Source organism: Flavobacterium sp. 28YEA47A, assembly GCF_041262125.1.
Taxonomy (GTDB): domain Bacteria; phylum Bacteroidota; class Bacteroidia; order Flavobacteriales; family Flavobacteriaceae; genus Flavobacterium.
In genome coordinates this window covers 170,309-185,671 of sequence record NZ_JBGCCI010000009.1, presented here as the reverse complement: position 1 = coordinate 185,671, position 15,363 = coordinate 170,309, and the positions used below count along the sequence as shown (strand labels likewise).

Here is a 15,363-nt window from a genome sequence, read left to right as displayed (position 1 = left end):
TATGTTTCTATAGAAAAAGTTTATTTCCGGCCTTTAAAAGCCAATCGATTTTAGTAATTTGCGAACAAAAAGCAGTTTTAACCCTTTATATCCTCATAAAATGAAATTATATCCGATCGAAGCAGGAAATTTTAAATTAGACGGCGGAGCCATGTTTGGTGTAGTTCCAAAGACCATCTGGAACAAAACCAATCCTGCTGATGATAATAACCTGATTGACATTGCTGCAAGATGCCTTTTAATTGAAGATGGAAACCGACTGATCTTGATCGATACCGGAATGGGCGACAAACAATCGGAAAAATTCTTCGGATACTATTCGCTTTGGGGCAACCATTCTATCGACAAATCTTTATCTCTTTATGGTTTTCACCGTGACGACATTACTGATGTTTTTATGACCCACCTGCATTTTGACCATTGTGGAGGAAGTGTCCAATGGAATAAAGACAAGACAGGATATGAGGTCGCTTTTAAAAACGCCAAATTCTGGTCAAACGACAATCATTGGGAATGGGCAACAAAACCAAATCCTAGAGAAAAAGCCTCTTTCCTTACTGAAAATATTATTCCGATGCAGGAAAGCGGACAATTGGAATTTATCAAAAGGCCGGATGGAGATTTGCTCAAAAAATCAGAACTCGGATTTGATATTTTCTTTGCCGATGGCCACACGGAAAAAATGATGATTCCAAAAATTAAATATCAGGACAAGACGATCTGTTTTATGGCAGATTTATTGCCAACAGCCGGGCATTTGCCTTTGCCTTATGTTATGGGATATGACACCCGTCCGCTATTAACTTTGCCAGAAAAAGCTAAATTTCTAACCGAAGCTGCCGAAAACAACTATTACCTGTTTTTAGAACACGATGCTCACAATCAAATCATAACTGTTGAAAACACAGAAAAAGGCGTACGCTTAAAAGACGTTTTTACCTGCGAAGAAATCTTATAGGTATTCTACTTTTCAAAAAATTAAAATCTCAAGCTCACCGACTAATTCTGAAAACGGGAATAATTTCTCGGAATAAAAACCGATAAAACAGAAGACGCATAGGCAGATAGTAAAATCTATCTGCCCATATTTAAACTTAATTTTGAATTTCCAAAAAGCCAATTCATTGAATTTAAATCAACAACCTTTCTAAAATAAAGTTAATTATTTATAAGTTTGTGGTAAAGTCAGTGTACTTTTGGCAAACTAATTGAAATCAAATTTTTTTTGAAAATGAAACTAATAAAACTGTCCTCCCTTTCACTGCTTTCAGTGTTGGTTTTATCAGGATGTGGTGCTTCAAAAAGCATGACTCCGATCACGAGTATCGAAAACCTTCCTTTAAAAACTTCAAAAATCAAAGAAGATGACCTGAAAAGATGGAGTCATCTTGATATCATAAAAGATACAATTCCGGGAATGAGCGTTGACAAAGCCTATTCTGAATTAATCAAAAACAAAAAAGGCACGAAAGTAATTGTAGGTGTGGTAGATTCAGGTGTCGACATTGAACATCCAGACTTAAAATCAGTTATTTGGACCAATACAAAAGAAATTCCTGGAAACGGAATCGATGATGACAACAATGGTTATATCGATGATATTCACGGATGGAATTTTCTTGGTGATGTAGGCAATGAAACCTTAGAAATGACAAGAATTGTCCGCAAAGGAGATGATGGTTCAGAAAATTTCAAAAAAGCAAAAGCGGCCTATGAAAAGGAATATCAGGAAGCCTTGGCATCAAAACAGCAATTCGATTTCATCAATAATGCTGACAAAACAATCCAAAAAGAATTAAAAAAAGAAAATTATACTTTAGAAGATCTTAAGGCTTTAGAATCAAAAGATCCTACTGTAAGTCAGTATAAAAGAGTAATGCTTTCTGTTATTGCTCAAGCCGGACCAGAATTCAAATCGGAGTTGAAAGAGTATCAGGAGCATATTTACAATCAGTTGAATTACAACCTGAATCTTGAATACGATGGAAGAAAAATTTTAGGTGATAATATTGATGACTTAAAAGATTCAAAACACGGAAATAACAATGTTACAGGACCTAAAAAAGAAATGGCTTCGCATGGAACACACGTTTCAGGAATCATTGCTCAGGTAAGAAACAACGGTATTGGTGGAGATGGAATTGCTAACAATGTTGCTATTATGGCTGTGAGAGCTGTTCCGGATGGCGACGAATACGACAAAGATATTGCTCTTGGAATCCGCTATGCTGTTGATAATGGCGCTAAAGTCATCAACGGAAGCTTTGGAAAAGGATTTTCTCCACATAAAGAATGGATTTATGACGCAATCAAATATGCTGCAAGCAAAGATGTATTGATTGTCTTGGCTGCTGGAAACGAAGGCGCAGATCTTGATGTAGAAGAGCGTTTTCCAAATGACCGTATCGCATTTGGCGAAATTGCAGATAACGTGATAAAAGTTGGTGCTCTTGATACGACATACGGAACAAATCTTGTAGCAAGTTTCTCAAACTACGGAAGCAAAGATGTAGATGTTTTCGCTCCTGGAGTTAAAATCTATGCAACGTATCCAAATAACGAATACAAATACGAACAAGGAACGTCAATGGCTTCTCCTAATGTTGCCGGAGTTGCCGCTTTGATCCGCTCTTATTATCCATCGTTAACTGCTTCTCAGGTAAAACATATCTTGATGGACTCTGGAATCCCGACGAATATCGAAGTAGTCTTGAATGGTGAAAAAGCAAACAAACGTTCGTTCTCAAAAATCTCAACTTCAGGAAAAATGGTTAATGCCTATAATGCTTTGATTATGGCAGAAAAAATAGCTAAAACGAAAAAATAAAATCCAGGAAACTTTCAAAATGGAAGGGAGATCCCTTCCATTTTTATTTTGTATGCTTATGAAACAACTATTTCTACTTTCAGTATTTTCAGTATTCTGTGGAAGTGCAATGGCACAAAACGGTTATTGGCAGCAACACGTCGATTACAAAATGGACGTAAACATGGATGTAAAAACATACCAATATAAAGGAAAACAAGAACTGGTCTATACTAACAATTCGCCAGATACACTCAAAAGAGTTTTTTTCCATCTTTACAACAACGCTTTCCAACCAGGAAGTGAAATGGATATCCGACTACAAACCATTGTAGATCCTGATAAAAGAATGGTCAAGACTTCAAAATCCGGTGGTGTCGAAAAAACTGAAAGCAGAATCAGTCTGTTAAAGCCTAATCAGATTGGTTACCTGAATGTGACTAACTTTATGCAGGACGGTGTTTCGGCTACGACTACTGTTGTGGGTACTATTTTAGAAGTAGACCTCGCAAAACCAATCGCACCAAAAAGCAAAACCAAATTTACTTTGGATTTTGACGGACAGGTCCCGGAGCAAATTCGTCGTTCTGGACGAAACAGCTCAGAAGGTGTAGCCCTTTCTATGACACAATGGTATCCTAAAATGGCGGAATATGATTTTGAAGGCTGGCATGCAGATCCTTATATCGGGAGAGAATTTCACGGTGTATGGGGCAATTTCGATGTCAAAATTACTATTGATAAAAAATACATTTTGGGAGGATCAGGATATCTTCAGAACAAAAATGAAATCGGATATGGTTACCAAGATCAGGGTGTTGAAGTAAAAATACCTCGAAAAGTAAAAACCCTGACCTGGCATTTTAATGCACCAATGGTTCATGATTTCAGTTGGGCGGCAGACAAGGATTATATCCATGATGTTTACCCAGGCCCAAATAATGTGGAATTGCATTTCTTATACAAAGACAAAGCAAAACTTAAAGAAAACTGGAAAAAAATGCAGCCAAAAACTGCAGAATTGATGGATTTCTTTAATAAAAATGTTGGCCCATATCCATATAAACAATATTCAGTCATTCAAGGTGGTGACGGTGGAATGGAATATGCTATGTGTACGCTAATCACAGGAGAAAGATCCTATGGTAGCCTTGTAGGCGTTACGGCTCACGAAATGGCTCACTCCTGGTTCCAACACGTTTTGGCAACTAACGAGTCCAAACACGGATGGATGGATGAAGGTTTCACTTCTTACATTTCAGATTTGGCTATGGCGAAAGTACTACCAAATAAAGAAGAAAAAAATCCATTCGACTCTGCCTATTCTAACTATTTCTATATGGTTAAAACAGGAAGAGAACAACCGCAGACTACTCATGGTGACAGATTTGAAGAAAACATGGTATATGGTATATCTTCATATAGCAAAGGTGAATTATTCCTGACACAGCTTGGGTATATTATCGGACAGGAAAATCTGGCAAAAACGCTTAAAAAATTCTATGAAGATTTTAAATTCAAGCACCCTACACCAAACGATTTCAAAAGAACCGCAGAAAAAGTTTCAGGAATGAATCTTGATTGGTATCTGGTAGACTGGACACAAACCACAAACACCATCGACTACGGAATTAAAGAAGTAAGAGATGCTGGTGGAAAAACAGAAGTTGTACTTCAAAGAATTGGAAGAATGCCGATGCCGTTGGATATTATGGTTACTTATGTAGATGGAAGCAAAGAATCGTTCTATGCTCCGTTGCAGATGATGAGAGGCATAAAAGAAAATCCTTATCCGGGCATAAAAAGAACATTCTTAAAAGGATGGGATTGGGCGTATCCTTCATTGAAGTTCACTATTGACAAAGGAATGGGAATGATCAGCAAGATTGAAATCGATCCTGAAAACCTGATGGCCGACGTGAAAAAAGACAATAACGTATATCCGGCACCAATTCCTGATAACAGCAAGGTCTTGAAAAACTAAATTAAAAAAGGCGGACAAAATTGTCCGCCTTTTTTAATTCATAGCATTAATTCGAATACTGGCTTTGACAAGTGCCAGCGCTTTTATTTTTGAAAGCTCCACATCTTTATCCTGATGATGCTTATTTTGGCTTACGAGCCTCACACAGCCCGGATTTTCGGATTTCTGGATATATTTCACGGTCACATACTCTTCACCGCTCATATCGATTCCTAAGAGGTACATCTCGCCCCAGAAAATCTCATTCGCCACATCATGAATTTCTTTATACAGCACTATATCGCCACTTTTTAATAACGGATACATACTATCGCCAGTCACATAAACCGCTCCATCACATTTTGGTAAATGCGGAATGGAAATATGATCTATTGGATCCTGTGCCTTACTATCCTGAAAAAGAGGCACCAATCCTGCTACAGCTTCAATATCATACAGCGGAATCTGTTGGTTTTCAACAAAACTATCCGTCTTTAGCCTGTACGTTTCTATCTGTTTATTATTGAGGATCTCTTCATTATCCACAAAAACATTTCCCTGACCTGTTAAAAGCCATACCGGATTCAAATCAGTATAAACAGCAAGAATATTCTCTAAAACCTGTGAACCGATGCTTTTACCATCTTTTACGGCTTTCGAAATACTTCCTCTACTTGCACCAATGCTATTTTCAAAGGCATAATAACTTATGCCCTTTTTAGCCATATATTCTCCTACTCTTTCTGAAACCATATGATTATAATATTATTTATTCGACAAATTTAGGAAAAAAATCTTTACATAAATAAAAAATACAATAATAATAAGAAAATAGTACTCATTTAAACCAAAGCAATTATTTGATTGAAAACATTTTAAACAACTAATTTATAAGCAATAGTTAAAATAATTAGAAGTATTTCAATAATTATTAGTGGATTGTAAAATATTTGAAAATAATCTTATTTTGATTTGTTTTGTAGATTATTTTCTTCTATATTTGCAATGTAAAAATCTTTATAAGCCACACAAAATTAAAATATTGCTGTCCGGAAAGCGGTTTTGTAATTTTTGAAAGGTTATTCACTAAGATTTATTTCCACTAAATTTTAAATTAATAACAAAATGAGTACACAAATTAAAAACACACTTTTCAGGTTTATGACCATGAGAGCACCAGAGTTGATTAATGACTCTGAAACAAAAAACCATTTCGTACAGATCGATGAAGAAACAGAATATTCTGCAAGCCATTTTCTTTCTGCAATTCAAAGTAGTCCAAACAGTCTAAGAAAAAAGCAGTTAGAAAGCTTAGTTCTTAGTTTTGAAAGTCAAAATTTAAAACTAAAAAAAGAAATTGGTTCTATTGTGGGCGATTCATTTCTAAAATTTTCTGAATGGCTTACGGCCAACAGGAATTCTCTGACCGAATTGAAATTAGAAGCAAACATTCCTTCAAACATCAACGTTTTAGATTTTAACACAAAGATTCAGATGTGGGATAATCTTTTTTATCAAATCATTTCTCAAAAATCACCCTATCTGCGTGAAATCTTTTTATCGCTCTTAGTTGCCAATCAATTTGTAACAAATAAAAGCTTGGCATTTGAGCAACAAAAAGAAATAGCCAAAGCCAGAATTATTATTCCTAAAATTATTTTTGAAGACGCATCTGAAATTGATATCCCAATAAAAGGAGAACCTCGTTCCATTCCTGTAAATTCTAGGCCTCTTGACAAAAAACTAGATGCTATTTTAGCCGAACAAAAGATTTCGCGATATCAAGAAACAATAAAAGAATTGAATTTCCTACAGGAATCTTATAAGAAGTCAACACAGTTGGCCAGAGAAAATGCCTATAAGCTATATGAGCAAGACCTAAAAGAGATTTATGCTTCTGCCCAAACCGTTGAGAAAAAATATACCGATAAGGATCTTGGTATCGAAAAAACACTGGTTGAATATGTTGGAATCACTATACCTCCTTTTGAATTTAATCCAAACTCAGAAATTGATTTCGCATTAAATTATCCAAATATTTCCGATTTTACTGAAAATGTCATTTTGAATCTCTCAAACGACTTTGGTTCATTTAGTGGAATTATTGGGGCTATGGAAAGCGGAATAATTCACGAATCAAATACGCTTGTACAACAAAACCCTGGCAATCAAGAAATTGTTAATAACGGTGGTATTTTAACACCCATAAACACAAATACTGTAGGCTTGGGTAATGTCTTTTCTTTTGTAGGACAAAACCACATGGGCAAAGCTCCGTTAACATTTTTATTTAACAATGCCCCGCAAGGAGCTGATGTTATTGGTGCCAGCTATAACGTAAAATTTCAAAACGGGACCATCGTTTCAGGCACTTCCTTTAATGACATTTGGGTAGATGATAAATTACAGGTAACCCTATTCAGGGAAAAAATAGACTACTCAGTATCAACAAATTTCACCGTCAGTGGAGAATTACTATTAAGTAACAACACTGCTATACAAATTACAGGGAAAGGCGTCGTTGGAGGCGGTGAAATAATTTCGGGTATGATACAAGAGTTAAAAGCCTCCGGAAATGGAAGTTATAAAATAGTTGATATTTATGATGAAAATACTCCTGGCGAACCTGAAACAACTCCAGTCCTTGACCCGGTTCCAACATTTGGTTTCAGAAGATTAGGTATTACTGATTATAGAAAAGTAGAACAGGAAATTTGTTGCTATGTTCCGGGAGAAGTTTCCCATATCGAAAATATCATGGCGAGAGAGTTTAAGGAAAAAACCACGAGACGCTCAAGAAAAACAGAAGACACAACTACGACAAGTAGCGAGCAGGAAATTGAAAAATTAACCGATACCTCAACTACAGAACGCCATGAGATGAATCAGGAAATTGCTTCGGTAATGGCTAAGGACACAAGTATAGGAGTTCAGGCAGGAGTTCACTGGGGAGGACAATCATTTGGAGGACAAGTAAATGCCTCTTATGCCAATAACACCTCATCTGAAACCTCAAACAACCAGGCAGTTACGTATGCCAAGGAAATTACGGAACGTGCTCTTGATCGTGTCGTACAAAAAGTAAAAGAAGAACGTACGACTAAAATTATTGAAGAGTTTTCTGAAGAAGACACTCATGGTTTTGATAACCGTAAGGGAGACAATCACATTTCAGGAGTATACCGTTGGGTTGACAAAATTTATAAAAACAAGGTTGTCAATTACGGAAAGCGATTGATGTATGAGTTCATGATTCCTGAACCGTCTTCTTTCCATAACGAAGTAACTTCCGGTAAAAAAGACACGTTTACAGAAGTTTTAGTTAAACCAATTGACCCAAGAACCGCTACCTTATTAGCCTTAAAAGATAGCAACGTAATGATTCCAAACGTCTATAAGCATTGGGCTGCCATTTACAACGCAGAAATAGAAGCTTATCCTGACGAGGAAATTACCGTGGGAGAATCCTTTACAGTTTTGGGGTATCCAAATGGGGCAAAAATAGCCAATACAGAGTCAAATTCCGGAAATGGTAAAATAAAAGTCCCTGAAGGATATAAAACCACTCGCGCATTGGGGATTTTTAATGCTAGTGGAGCTAATGACTTACAAGGAAATATCCTCTCTTTATCTATTGGTAATGTGACAGAGAAAAATGTCCAGGCGTTTCGTCAAGCTACATTGACAATAGATGATGAAATGAAGGATTTCGAAATAGAAGTACCGGTTTCCTTTACACTCGGAAATCACGTTGCCGGTGATATTGTTGCATCGGTAAAATGCAAATTGACAGACAAAGCAAAACAACAATGGAGATTAAAAGCATTTAATGTCATTATCGAAGCTTATGAAGCGAAACTAGCTGAATATCAGGAAAAACTGACGGAAGCGAAAGCCACCGGAGAAGCTAAAGCAAAAACAAACCCAGGATTCTATCGTCAGGTTGAAAATACCATCTTGCGAAAAAACTGTATTGCTTATATGCTAGGCCATGATAAAATGGGTAAAAATATGCTTTTGGGCAGTAGTGCTAAAGATCTAAGGGTTAAAAACGACTCAGAATTAGACATCTACACATCGCAGGTTAAGTTTTTAGAGCAGGCCTTTGAATGGGATTTGATGAGCTACCATTTCTACCCTTTTTACTGGGCTAACAAAGACAAATGGGCAGAACTATACAACCCGAACGAAGCGAATGACCCAATTTTCAGAGCCTTCCTTCAAAGCGGTATGGCAAGGGTAATCCTAACAGTTCGTCCAGGATTTGAAGAAACCGTTAACTGGTTCATGGCTACAGGACAAGTCTGGAATGGTGGACAAGTACCAGCTGTTGACGATCCGTTATTTGTTTCTATCATCAAAGAATTACAAACACAAGAAGGCGAAGTAGAAGAAACATGGGAAAGCCGCGTACCAACTTCACTGACCATTATCCAGGCAGGAAGCATGGGCTTGAATGTAGTCAACGCTTTGCCTTGCAATTCGGACTGTGATGACAACACTCTGTTTGACAGTGACGGACAGCCTATATTGGATTCTGAAGGCAATCCTATAAAATCATTTGTAAAAACAGATGCCTTGATTGGAGATAATTCCCAAACCGCATAATATAAGCCAAAATTAATCTTTAAGCCCTGCTACATGTAGCAGGGCTTTTTAACCACACAAAATATGAGAGCGACAGAATATGGACTACTCCATTATGGGAATTATTCCTTTACCGACATAAAAAGCAATATTTATGCTTTCAATAACGAAATCAACATTGTAAATGACGAAACAAATGAAAATGAAAGCAATGCTTATACCGAAATCATCTATGTAGAAATAGAGCCGACCGATGGAAATCCCAATGAATTTAAACTTGCCGAAGACGGTGAAATCCTTGATTACAGAGAAGGAAATTACATTCTCAACTCCAATGTTATTCCAGCTATGGAAGTATCAGATTCATCAACGGTTTTTCTTCAAAATTTAAGCATACAGGCACGAATCTGTAAGTTTGGCGAAAAATATTTCGCTTTGGTTACCAAAAACATAGCAGGAGCTGTTGCTTGGGAAACATTCTTAGGAGGTTTAGAAATAGTAGCAACGCAAATGAAGAAGAAAAAGAGGGAAAAGATAACCTTGCTGAACGACATTTTAAGAGAAAAACAGCTTTCAGTAGTGCTTTTTATCTCAAAAGATGGGGCACTGCTAGAAACCGCCTACCAATCAATTGACAATTTATACGAGAACGAAATTGTACTTTTTATTGAAACCAATGACAGCATGAATCTTTTTGGCTCCGTAATCAGAATAAAAACAGGTGCTAATGTCTCCTCTTCATCAGGCGTTCCGTATAAAAAACTAAGTAAGATTGTAGATTATTTTAACACCAACGTCTCAAGTTCCGCTTTGCAGGAAATCATCAAGCAACACATAGCCGACAAATCAAGCGGTTTTTTCATTGTCAAAAGAGCATTTTGGGGAGCCGTGAACAGGGTAGTACGATTTTCATCAGACCTGACACTGGAAGGAATCGGGAAAATCTCAAACGGAATTGGAGGACTTGTTGGTAAACTAAAACTGGACGACAGCAAATGGCAATATTATGATGATAACGGCCAGCCACTAAAGAACGCCAGCCTGTTTTTACCAGCATTGGGAGTTATCAAATACTTGCAGGAAGCAAACAAAAAGAGCAAACCTGAAGAAACTAATGCCAATGCAATAAACAAAATTATTGAGTTAGAAGACATTCTAAAGGAGAGTAAAAAAACCCTTGGCAAAGCTGATTTTTTTAAAAAAATCATCAACCAACTGTTATATATGCTGCGAAAAGTAAAGGATTTTTTGAGAGACCCGTTGGGCAAGGCTCTTGATTTTACAGAAACCGCATTTGTAATATACAATGCCTTTGTCGTAGGAATCATAAACAGCATCGTAGACGCTATAAAGGGAATTTTCGACATTATATCGATACTATGTAACGCTTTGGCTGCATTGCAGAAAAAAGGAAGAGACATAGGACAGAATCCGCTAAGCTATCTTCGTTTGTTTTTTGAGATAATTGAAAACATGGTTGAAACACTCGAAAATCTTTTTAGCAAAGAAAATCTGAAAGCCTTAATCGAATTCTTTAAGAAAAGTGCAGCGTTTATCCTTACTCTCCCAACTAGGGCATTTGCCTGGTTAGCCGAAAATGCAGCAATGCCAAATCTCGACAAGGTTGCCTATTATATTGGCTATATCATTGGGTTTATTATCCAGCTTATTTTGGAAATATTGTTTACAGGCGGTGCCAAAACAGCAGCAGATGCATTTAAAAAACTGGCAGACTCTTTGATAAACATCTTTAAGACCATGGAAAAAATTGTCTTTAAATTTTCAGACGAACTGGTTATTGGCTTTGAAAATCTTTTAGCTATTTTTGCTTATATTAGGGAAAAATCTAAAAATTTAGGTGTTCTTTTAGAATATCTTTTTAAATGGCTAAATGAGTTATTTGCGGGAGTAAAGAGCAAGGTAGTTTTATCAAATGGCTTGACTTATAGTTTTATTGACCCAATTACTATTTTTACAAAATTTTTCTATAATCTAGCTCGTAAAAAATGGTGGGGACAATTACACGAACTGGGTATTTCGATTGCAAAAAATGAAGAAGGATTATACACGTTGATATATAAAAATGAAGAAATAGCAACCAGTTTGGATAAAACCGAAATAGAAAGATATTTAAAAGAATTATTTTCAAATACTCAAAAAACCATAAACGAAACAAAAAGTTATTTAGATGATTGGGCAGATAGTAAAAAATTAGACGATTTTATAAATTCTAAAAAATTTAAATTTAGAGAATTGGGCTATCGATTTACACATACTCTAAAGAAAGGAAAAGATGGTTTAATTGATATCTCAATGTTTTTAACAGATAAAAAAGGTGATAAATTTTGGCAAGGCTATTCTACTATAAGTAATGGTTTTTTAGAAAATGTTTTTGATGTTACAATTCAGAAGCAAGACATATCTACGGCAATGTACAATTTTTTAGATAAAATAGGCTTTAACAATGTTAGAGGATCATATTCTGGAAATGGTTCATTAAATGTTAATTATGACGAATTTATGAAAGTCTATAAAGCAACTAATAATAAAGAGATTGCAGCATTTGCAACGCCTGCAGGAAAAGCTTTAAATAAAGCTTTAGATAATAAATTTAAACCAGATATAAACAATATTATCATTAGAGAGGATATTAAAAAAGTAATTATAAATTGGATAAGAAAATAAAATTATGACACATAGAATAATAATTAAACAACAGGAAAATATAGGAAAAAGCATTCTTCATGTTTTAAAAACGTTATATACAGATGGCAGCGAAATTAAATCTCTAGATGATATAGAAAAGTTCATGAACAAATATCATCAAGATGCAATTATAAAAATATCTTTAAAAGACAATTGTATCGATAGCGTTCGATTTATTTGCGAAAGCAATGATATTAAATATTTGATAGAATAACCTTTAACAATTTTAAAAACGGAATTTTCGTAATTAAAAACAATCAAAATTAAGCTACTTTCGAGTAGCTTTTTTTATTACCTTTTACCTCACATTTAAACCAACAATCTAAAAATCTGTTTATTATAGTTTTTTAATTGATTGAAAATAATCTTATTTTCTTTTATTTAATTGATTTTTTTCATATATTTGTAATGTAATTAATTGAAAAAAAATGGATAAATATACTAAACAACGAATTGAAAAACTTCATCCTACTGTTAGAGAGGAAGTTACAAAAGTCATTGAAGAATGCGACAATGCATTAACCGGCAGAGCAAAAATCCGGGTTACGCAAGGGCTTCGGACTTTTGAAGAACAGGATGCATTGTATGCACAAGGAAGAACAAAAGCCGGGAAAAAAGTCACGAATGCCAAAGCGGGCCAATCCATACATAATTATGGTTTTGCTGTTGACATTTGTCTGATAATTGATGGAAAAGACGCTTCCTGGGATACTAAAAAAGACTGGGACAATGACAAAGTTGCTGACTGGTACGAATGTGTGAAAATTTTCGCCAAACACGGCTGGGAATGGGGCGGCAATTGGAAAACATTTAAAGATATGCCCCACTTTGAAAAAAGAAATCTGAGCTGGAGATCATTGTCAAAGCTTAAAAAAGACAAAAACGGATATGTAATTTTAAAATAAAAACAGCTATGAAAACAATCAGAAAAAAAATGATGCTCTTCTTTTTCCTGTCATTTGCAGTAGTCTCGTGCGAATCGACAAGAACGGCAGTTTTTGATCAGTATTCTTATCAGAAAACGACCGAATTGAAAGTAGAAGCGTCAAAATTAATGGACAAGGCTACAACGCCTTACGCAAAAAACCAACAAGAAACAGAAGCCTTCTTTCTTCAGGTTGAAAAGCTTATCGAATACGAAAAAAACAAGCCCGACAATGAAATCACCTTTACCATGTGGAAACTCCTGACAGACGAAGAGAAAAACCTATTAGCAGGGTTCTTCAAGCGATGGAAAGAAAAAGATTCGTTATCACCTGTTTTCCTTCAGGAATCAAAAAAACAGATAATGGAAGCTATGGATATGCTAATCCAATATGAAATCAAAAAAGACAAGACATCAAAAGACGGTCTTTTAGGCCTTATCAACAGCAATAAATAGAAATCATGGATATCGAAAAATTATTAAAAGAGCTGAAACAGCAACTGGTTACGCTCTTAGGCGATAAATACAAAGAATTCAAGCCGGAAATCCAAAAAGACATTACTGCTTTTCTGGAAAGCTCAAAGGAAAAATTAGAGCGCTGGACTTTGCTTCTGGCATCGTCCTCATTGACAGAAGAAGAATTTTCATGGCTGTTGAAAAGCCAACAGGATCTTATCGCCCTAAAAGCACTGCAAGGAGCAGGTTTATCCAAAATAAGAATTAATAATATCAAAAACACGATCATACAAACTGTTATCAAAACAGTTATACTAAGCATCTAAATAAAAATAAAAATGAGCACCCAAATCTCAAATCATAAAAGCCATGTCAAAAAAAATCAAAATCTTAAGCCTGGATGGAGGCGGAATCCGAGGGATCATAACCTGCGTCATTTTAAAGTATATTGAAGAACAGCTTCAGAAATTAGACAATCCGAATGCAAAAATCGGTGATTATTTCGATCTCATTGCAGGAACCAGCACTGGAGGAATACTTGCGGCTATCCTGCTCTATCCTGATAGCGATAAAAAAGCAAAATATTCAGTAGAAACTGCCTTAGACCTCTATGCCAAACACGGTGAAAGTATTTTCAACGTATCATTTTGGCAACAACTCATCAATCCGTTCGGACTGTTTAATGAGCGGATTTCACAAAAAGCCTTAGAAAGACAGCTTGAAAATGTATTTGGCAATCTTGAAATCAAAGATTTTACAAAACCTTGCCTGATTACATCCTATGACATTTTTCACAGAAAAGCAAAATTTTTCACAAGCCATGAAGCGGGTTCCGATTTAGAGAACTTTTACGCCAAAGACATCTGCAGGGCTACATCTGCAGCACCTACCTATTTTGAGCCAGCAAGGATAAAATCGCTTTACGGACAGGAATTTACACTCATTGATGGTGGTGTATACGCCAACAATCCCGCTTTATGTGCTTATGCAGAAGCCCGAAAAATTGAATTTTCGAAAGTACTGGGCCAACCCGAAAAAAAAGATTTTCCAAAAATCAGCGACATGATTATTGTGTCTATTGGAACAGGTCAGGTATTAAAGCCCTATACCTTCCGCCAGTTTGAAAATGCCGGAAAAGTAAAATGGATTCAGCCACTTATCGACATCCTGCTTTCTTCAGACGTAGAAACGACGGACTATCATTTAAAAAAAATGTATGAAACCTTAGGCACAAGGAACAGGCAAAACTACCATCGGTTAATGCCTTCCCTAAAAAATGCTTCGCCAGAAATGGATGATGTTTCGTCAAAAAACATTTACGAGCTGATACAAGCCGGTCTGAGCTATATTGACCAAAACCGGAAGGAATTAAATGAGATTGCCAAAAAGCTGATTAAAAACAGCTAAACAAAAAAACCTTTGGATGACTCCAAAGGTTTTTAGTTAAATAGTTGGTCGGTTAGGATTTATACTATTCTTGTTTTTTTGCAGTTTTTGCTGCAGGAGCTGCTGGTTGGGCAGCTTCGGTTGTTTTAGTTGTGGCTGTTTCGGCTTTTTTTGCAACGTTAACTTCTTGTTTCGATTCTGTTACTTTAGGAGCTTCAGCTTTCTTTTCGGCTTCGACGGAAGATGCTGCATTTTTCACAACTTCTTTTGTGGCTTTCTTAGGCGTTTCCTGTGCAAATGCTAAAACTCCGGTAAGCATTATTGCGCTTAAAATTAATTTTTTCATAGTAGTTTTTTGTGGTTATAGTGGTTTTCGTGATTTTCATTATATAAGACAATTTCAATGCCATCTTGACGAAATATTTTTATTCCTTGCAGAAATCGGAAAACACAAAACACTATTAAACAGTCACTTACAGTTCTTTTTTAATTGTTTTTTAAAAACTTAAACCGTTCTATTTTCATACTGATTAA

Annotated in this window: 12 protein-coding genes; 10 read left to right on the top strand and 2 right to left on the bottom strand. The window is 35.8% G+C overall.

The window, feature by feature from the left end; all coding sequences use genetic code 11:
- Window positions 1-100 precede the first annotated feature (100 nt).
- The 3 genes from ABH942_RS14085 (at window position 101) to ABH942_RS14075 (ending at window position 4,790) form a co-directional block, all read left to right on the top strand.
- Window positions 101-958, top strand: coding sequence for an MBL fold metallo-hydrolase (locus tag ABH942_RS14085; protein WP_370033030.1), 858 nt, complete (start codon window positions 101-103; stop codon window positions 956-958).
- 273 nt (window positions 959-1,231) lie between these two features.
- Window positions 1,232-2,827 (top strand): S8 family peptidase, encoded by a 1,596-nt coding sequence (locus ABH942_RS14080; protein WP_370033028.1) that lies wholly within the window; start codon window positions 1,232-1,234, stop codon window positions 2,825-2,827.
- Window positions 2,828-2,885: 58 nt separating this feature from the next.
- A complete protein-coding gene (locus ABH942_RS14075; RefSeq protein WP_370033026.1) occupies window positions 2,886-4,790 on the top strand; it encodes a M1 family metallopeptidase in 1,905 nt (634 codons plus the stop codon).
- Window positions 4,791-4,823: 33 nt separating this feature from the next.
- Here the strand turns inward: ABH942_RS14075 and ABH942_RS14070 are convergent, their stop codons facing one another.
- Window positions 4,824-5,522, bottom strand: a complete 699-nt coding sequence (locus ABH942_RS14070) for a helix-turn-helix transcriptional regulator (protein ID WP_370033024.1) — start codon at window positions 5,520-5,522, stop codon at window positions 4,824-4,826.
- Window positions 5,523-5,894: 372 nt separating this feature from the next.
- Between ABH942_RS14070 and ABH942_RS14065 the strand changes: the two genes are divergently transcribed.
- The 7 genes from ABH942_RS14065 (at window position 5,895) to ABH942_RS14035 (ending at window position 14,850) form a co-directional block, all read left to right on the top strand.
- Window positions 5,895-9,377 (top strand): hypothetical protein, encoded by a 3,483-nt coding sequence (locus ABH942_RS14065; protein WP_370033022.1) that lies wholly within the window; start codon window positions 5,895-5,897, stop codon window positions 9,375-9,377.
- A gap of 63 nt (window positions 9,378-9,440) precedes the next feature.
- The gene (locus ABH942_RS14060) at window positions 9,441-12,041 is read left to right on the top strand and encodes a hypothetical protein (RefSeq protein WP_370033020.1); all 2,601 of its coding nucleotides are present in this window, start codon (window positions 9,441-9,443) and stop codon (window positions 12,039-12,041) included.
- Window positions 12,042-12,045: 4 nt separating this feature from the next.
- Window positions 12,046-12,276 carry a hypothetical protein gene (locus ABH942_RS14055; protein WP_370033018.1) on the top strand — a complete coding sequence of 77 codons (231 nt, stop codon included), beginning with the start codon at window positions 12,046-12,048 and terminating at the stop codon, window positions 12,274-12,276.
- Between the two features lie 214 nt (window positions 12,277-12,490).
- Entirely contained in the window at window positions 12,491-12,967 is a 477-nt protein-coding gene (locus ABH942_RS14050; RefSeq protein WP_370033016.1) for a M15 family metallopeptidase, read from the top strand.
- Between the two features lie 8 nt (window positions 12,968-12,975).
- Window positions 12,976-13,443: a hypothetical protein gene (locus ABH942_RS14045; protein ID WP_370033014.1), complete on the top strand. Its 468-nt coding sequence runs from the start codon at window positions 12,976-12,978 to the stop codon at window positions 13,441-13,443.
- A gap of 5 nt (window positions 13,444-13,448) precedes the next feature.
- Entirely contained in the window at window positions 13,449-13,769 is a 321-nt protein-coding gene (locus ABH942_RS14040) for a hypothetical protein (protein WP_370033012.1), read from the top strand.
- Window positions 13,770-13,812: 43 nt separating this feature from the next.
- Entirely contained in the window at window positions 13,813-14,850 is a 1,038-nt protein-coding gene (locus tag ABH942_RS14035; RefSeq protein WP_370033010.1) for a patatin-like phospholipase family protein, read from the top strand.
- A gap of 64 nt (window positions 14,851-14,914) precedes the next feature.
- On the opposite strand, the gene ABH942_RS14030 is transcribed toward ABH942_RS14035, so the two are convergent.
- Entirely contained in the window at window positions 14,915-15,175 is a 261-nt protein-coding gene (locus ABH942_RS14030; protein ID WP_370033008.1) for a hypothetical protein, read from the bottom strand.
- Between the last annotated feature and the right edge of the window lie 188 nt (window positions 15,176-15,363).

Excerpts from the sequence above, each read along its gene's own strand:
- ABH942_RS14085 (WP_370033030.1), top strand. The coding sequence starts at position 101 with ATGAAATTATATCCGATCGAAGCAGGAAATTTTAAATTAGACGGCGGA.
- ABH942_RS14080 (WP_370033028.1), top strand. The coding sequence starts at position 1,232 with ATGAAACTAATAAAACTGTCCTCCCTTTCACTGCTTTCAGTGTTGGTT.
- ABH942_RS14075 (WP_370033026.1), top strand. The coding sequence starts at position 2,886 with ATGAAACAACTATTTCTACTTTCAGTATTTTCAGTATTCTGTGGAAGT.
- ABH942_RS14070 (WP_370033024.1), bottom strand. The coding sequence starts at position 5,522 with ATGGTTTCAGAAAGAGTAGGAGAATATATGGCTAAAAAGGGCATAAGT.
- ABH942_RS14065 (WP_370033022.1), top strand. The coding sequence starts at position 5,895 with ATGAGTACACAAATTAAAAACACACTTTTCAGGTTTATGACCATGAGA.
- ABH942_RS14060 (WP_370033020.1), top strand. The coding sequence starts at position 9,441 with ATGAGAGCGACAGAATATGGACTACTCCATTATGGGAATTATTCCTTT.
- ABH942_RS14055 (WP_370033018.1), top strand. The coding sequence starts at position 12,046 with ATGACACATAGAATAATAATTAAACAACAGGAAAATATAGGAAAAAGC.
- ABH942_RS14050 (WP_370033016.1), top strand. The coding sequence starts at position 12,491 with ATGGATAAATATACTAAACAACGAATTGAAAAACTTCATCCTACTGTT.
- ABH942_RS14045 (WP_370033014.1), top strand. The coding sequence starts at position 12,976 with ATGAAAACAATCAGAAAAAAAATGATGCTCTTCTTTTTCCTGTCATTT.
- ABH942_RS14040 (WP_370033012.1), top strand. The coding sequence starts at position 13,449 with ATGGATATCGAAAAATTATTAAAAGAGCTGAAACAGCAACTGGTTACG.
- ABH942_RS14035 (WP_370033010.1), top strand. The coding sequence starts at position 13,813 with ATGTCAAAAAAAATCAAAATCTTAAGCCTGGATGGAGGCGGAATCCGA.
- ABH942_RS14030 (WP_370033008.1), bottom strand. The coding sequence starts at position 15,175 with ATGAAAAAATTAATTTTAAGCGCAATAATGCTTACCGGAGTTTTAGCA.